Annotated in this window: 2 protein-coding genes and 1 pseudogene; all 3 read left to right on the top strand. The window is 52.4% G+C overall.

Annotation, left to right across the window (positions count from 1 at the left end; translation table 11 throughout):
- Positions 1 to 1,842 (top strand): RHS repeat-associated core domain-containing protein (locus AC07U6_RS22140; protein WP_494764852.1); only part of this gene is annotated, 1,842 nt, incomplete at its 5' end.
- On the top strand, positions 1,842 to 2,405 hold the full coding sequence (locus tag AC07U6_RS22135) for a hypothetical protein (protein WP_494763990.1): 564 nt from the start codon (positions 1,842 to 1,844) through the stop codon (positions 2,403 to 2,405). The genes AC07U6_RS22140 and AC07U6_RS22135, both read left to right, overlap by 1 nt.
- Positions 2,406 to 2,515: 110 nt before the next feature.
- Positions 2,516 to 3,759, top strand: a pseudogene (locus AC07U6_RS22130) (IS256 family transposase).
- Positions 3,760 to 4,516 lie beyond the last annotated feature (757 nt).

Raw genomic sequence — 4,516 nt, 5'->3', positions numbered from 1 at the left:
GATACCCGATACACTTACACCTGCAATGCCGACGGGCAGATAAGCACGGTGACCCAGCAAGGCACGGCAGACGACGAAGGACACCGTCCGGAAAAACTGAGCCAGCTTCTATACGATGCGGTTGGCCGCGTAATTGAACGCCAGACACAGACCGAACGGGTTGAGTGTCAATGGGACGTGATGGGCAACCTGCTCAGCGCCAGCCGCACCCCCACCGAACAGGGAGAAAAGCTGGGTATCCAGCCCAACACCGTCACCTTTGAACGGGATAAACTGGGCCGGGTCATCCGTGAGCACAACGGCGAAGAAGCCCTGCACTACCAGTATGATGCACTGGGCAACCTGACCACACTCACCCTGCCGAACGACGACCAGTTCCAGTGGCACCACTACGGCTCCGGGCATGTCACTGCCATCCGCTTCAATGAGCATATCGTCAGCGAGTTTGAGCGCGATGCACTGCACCGTGAAACCAGTCGTACACAAGGTAGCCTGACACAACAGCGGCAGTATGACCGGCTGGGGCGTCGCCAGTGGCAGAGCAGTGTCAGCAGTCGCATTACCGAGGCACTCACCACACCCGAACAGGGGATGCTGTGGCGTGCTTATCACTATGATGACCTGCACGAACTGGCGGCGGTAGAAGACAGCAACCGCGGCACATTAAGCTACGGTTACGATGACGAAGGGCGCTTGCGCGGCGTTTATTCAGCGCAGGCAGGCCAGACCTCGATACATTATGACCGTGCCGACAATGCCCTGATACTGCCGTTAAAGACTGAGACAAGCTCACCCTATACCCGAGGCAGTGAGCCATACCGTGATAACCGGCTGACTCACTGGGAAGACTGGCACTATCAGTATGATGCCTTTGGCAACATGAGGGTCAGGCAGAAAGGTGCCCAAACCCAGCATTACCGCTATGACGGGGATAACCGCCTGGTAGGAGCCAAAGGTGACGGGCCGAAAGGCCGCTTTGAAGCGCAGTACCATTACGACGCCCTGGGCCGCCGCTTGAGCAAGGTGGTGACCATCCGGCAGGAACGACGCGAAACCCGCTTCCTGTGGCAGGGGCTTCGGTTGTTGCAAAGCCGCACGGAAGAGAGCCAGAAAACCTGGTGCTACGACCCGAACGAAACCTATACTCCACTGGCGTGCATTGAACGGCGCTATGGTAAAGACACACTGTACTGGTATCACACCGACCTCAACGGTTCACCGCAGGAAGTGACCAATGAGCAGGGCGAGATGGTCTGGTCAGGTCAATACGGGATATTTGGGCAGGTCAGAAGCCAGACGGACGCGATGTGGCGCAATTTCAGTCAGCCGTTAGGAAGGTTCCGGCAGCCGCTGCGCTATGCCGGACAATATGCAGATGAAGAGACCGGGCTGCACTACACGACCTACCGGTATTATGCACCGGAAGTGGGACGGTTTATTACACCGGACCCGATAGGGCTGGCGGGTGGGTTAAACCTGTATGCTTATGGGCCTAATCCTCTCACATGGATCGATCCGCTTGGTCTCAAATGTCATGGACACCATTCCGATCCTAAATTTATGGGCGGAAAGAAAAATCAGAAATTAACAATGCTTGATGAGGTTGACCATCGTCAGCTTCATAAAGATTTAAATGATTTCTTGGTAAATAAAACAGGTGTTAATGCAAAAGGAGAGACGGTTCACATGCGTCCTCAGCGTGGAAATAGTGGAGCCAAGATACAAGCTAACTTTACAAGGCAAGAAAGGTTAGAGGCTTTAGCGGAGTTCTACAAAGATTCGGGTGCAAAATATAAATATGTGGTTGAGGATTTCTTTAAACAACATCCGGGGTTGAGGTGATGAGTAAAAAAATAATTATTGGTTATGATTTGAGTGCTATCGGGAATCATGCGTATTTCTTTGAAAATGCACCGGATAGTATATTTTGTAATAAATGTGGCTGTTGTATTGATGATGGTTATTTGCCAGAAAATATTAAGGTAGGAAATAGAGCTGATATTGGAACTACTTATGATAGGAGATTTATTGTATCGTTGAGGTTTAAGCAATATATAGATGAACTTGCTCTAAATGTTGATTTTTTACCGGTGAACAAGAAACAAAATTTATTTTTAATGAGGCCCCAAAATATAATTAGCTATGCTGCATACAAAAAAGGAAACTATTGCAACAAGTGCCATCAATATTTTGACCAAGTTATGCCTGACCCAACATTTTATGATGAAACTGGTTGTGTATTGGAAAAAGGGATGTTTTTTACATCAACTTCTTTTGGCAGTGGTAAGGAAAAATCACCTTCAATTATATTAGGAGTAGAGACTGCAAAGTTAATTAGCGATGCAGTGAAAACCCATAAGTTCAGAGGTGCGGATATCAGTAAGATAATTGTTAAAGTTGACTGAGTAGTAAAGCCGGGAAAGAAATTAAATCTTCCCGGCTATGAGCCTGTAATGTAAATTGTGTAATTGCCTGATTTGGTATCTTCATAACATCATGGAGACAGGTAATTATTATGGACGAACAAAAAATCAGGGCCCTTGCTGCTGAGCTGGCTAAGGGCCTTAAAACGGAAGAAGATCTCAACCAGTTTTCCCGTATGCTCACTAAAATCACCGTTGAAGCGGCGCTCGGTGCTGAACTCACTGAACACCTCGGCCATGAGAAAAACCACCCTAAAAAAGGCAGCAATTCCCGTAACGGTTACTCTGCTAAAACCCTGCTCAGCGATGATGGCGAAGTTCCGCTTAAAACCCCGCGCGATCGTGATGGCACCTTCGAACCGCAGCTCATTCGCAAAAATCAGACGCGGATTACCCAGATGGACCGGCAAATCCTGTCGCTTTACGCCAAAGGCATGACCACACGCGAAATCGTCGCCACGTTCAAAGAGATGTACGATGCGGATGTGTCTCCTGCGCTGATTTCGAAAGTCACGGATGCGGTCCAGGGACAGGTCGCTGAATGGCAAAACCGTCAGCTCGATTCGCTGTATCCGATTGTTTATCTTGACTGTATTGTGGTGAAAGTCCGGCAGGACGGCAGCGTAATAAACAAGTCCGTGTTCCTGGCTCTCGGCATCAATACCGAGGGTCACAAGGAGCTGCCGGGGATGTGGATAGCGGAAAATGAAGGGGCTAAGTTCTGGCTGAGCGTGCTGACAGAGCTGAAAAATCGTGGTCTGGAAGACATTCTTATCGCCTGCGTGGATGGCCTGAAAGGCTTCCCGGATGCGATAAACAGCGTGTATCCGCAGACACGCGTGCAACTGTGCGTGGTGCATATGGTCCGCAACAGCCTGAAATTCGTCACATGGAAAGACTACAAAGCCGTTACGCATGACCTGAAGGCGATTTACCGCGCGCCAACGGAAGAAGGCGGTCTTGCGGCGCTGAATGCATTCGCTGAATGCTGGGATGGGCGTTATCCACAGCTCAGTAAAAGCTGGCGGGCTAACTGGGTAAACCTGAGTACGCTCTTCGCTTATCCGGAAGATATCCGGCGTGCAATTTACACGACAAACGCCATCGAATCGCTGAACAGCGTGATCAGGCAGGCGCTCAAAAAGCGGAAGGTGTTCCCGACGGATGAATCAGTGCGCAAAGTGATCTGGCTGGCAACGGAAGCGGCGACGACGAAATGGACGATGCCGATAATCAACTGGCGACTGGCGACTGGCGACTGGCGACTGGCGACTGGCGACTGGCGATGAGCCGCTTTATTATCGAATACGGTGACCGCCTGAGCGGCCACCTTTAATAATCGTGGGCAGTTACACAGAATTATTTACAGGGTCGGGAAGTTCGGGGGCTGCGCGCGCTCACGCAGGCCACGGCGTGCGGCTTGCCCCCGCGTTCGGCTCTTCAGGCCGTGCCACGCGGCAGCAGCTACGCTCCTGCCCGGTCAGCGGCGCAGGTCTGACTCAGCGCCGCAGTCGCCGCCATCCCTGGCGGCTCCGGTGCGCCGCAGCGGCCACGTACCCGGATGGCAGTCAGCTAAAGGAGGTTGTCGGCCTGCGGCCTCCGCTGAAAGTGTTCATGCCCGCCCGGTGTCGTCTGGCAGCGCCGGGTCGTGCCACGCGGTGAAGAAGCGTGTCACTCCTTGCCGTCGCGGCCAGCTTCCACTGCCCGCCCCGGTTCAGCGTGGTCATGCAGGGTCAACACCCGGTCTGGCAGCAGTGGAACGGGGTGCCGTGCCGTCACCAGCGGGCCTCGCCAGCCCACGCCCGGCCAACCCGTAGCAGAGCCGCAGCAAGCAGCGGCCCCGCTACGGGTTCGGGTAATGACGGACATCACAGATAAAGACAACGACAAAACAAAGGGTTAACGGCGGCTTGCGCCGCCGTTATACTGGTCGTCGGGGTAAAAGTGCGCATCGGGATCGGTGTGCTAACGTGATGTTAAAAGTGTGAAAGCTGCTCTTTAAAAAGTGAGGCGTGGTGTAAGTATCCCACCAAAACGGCCCATTCACTTTTAGAGATCTTCCGACATACTATTTATGTCCCCGAGGAGATCGC

The organism is Erwinia sp. GW821-FHT03D09 (assembly GCF_059420805.1).
The sequence above is the reverse complement of the archived record's forward strand: the minus strand, read 5'-3'. Positions and strand labels throughout refer to the sequence as shown.

What these genes read in the sequence shown, in the direction of transcription:
- AC07U6_RS22135 (WP_494763990.1), top strand. Translation starts at nt 1,842, where the DNA reads ATGAGTAAAAAAATAATTATTGGTTATGATTTGAGTGCTATCGGGAAT.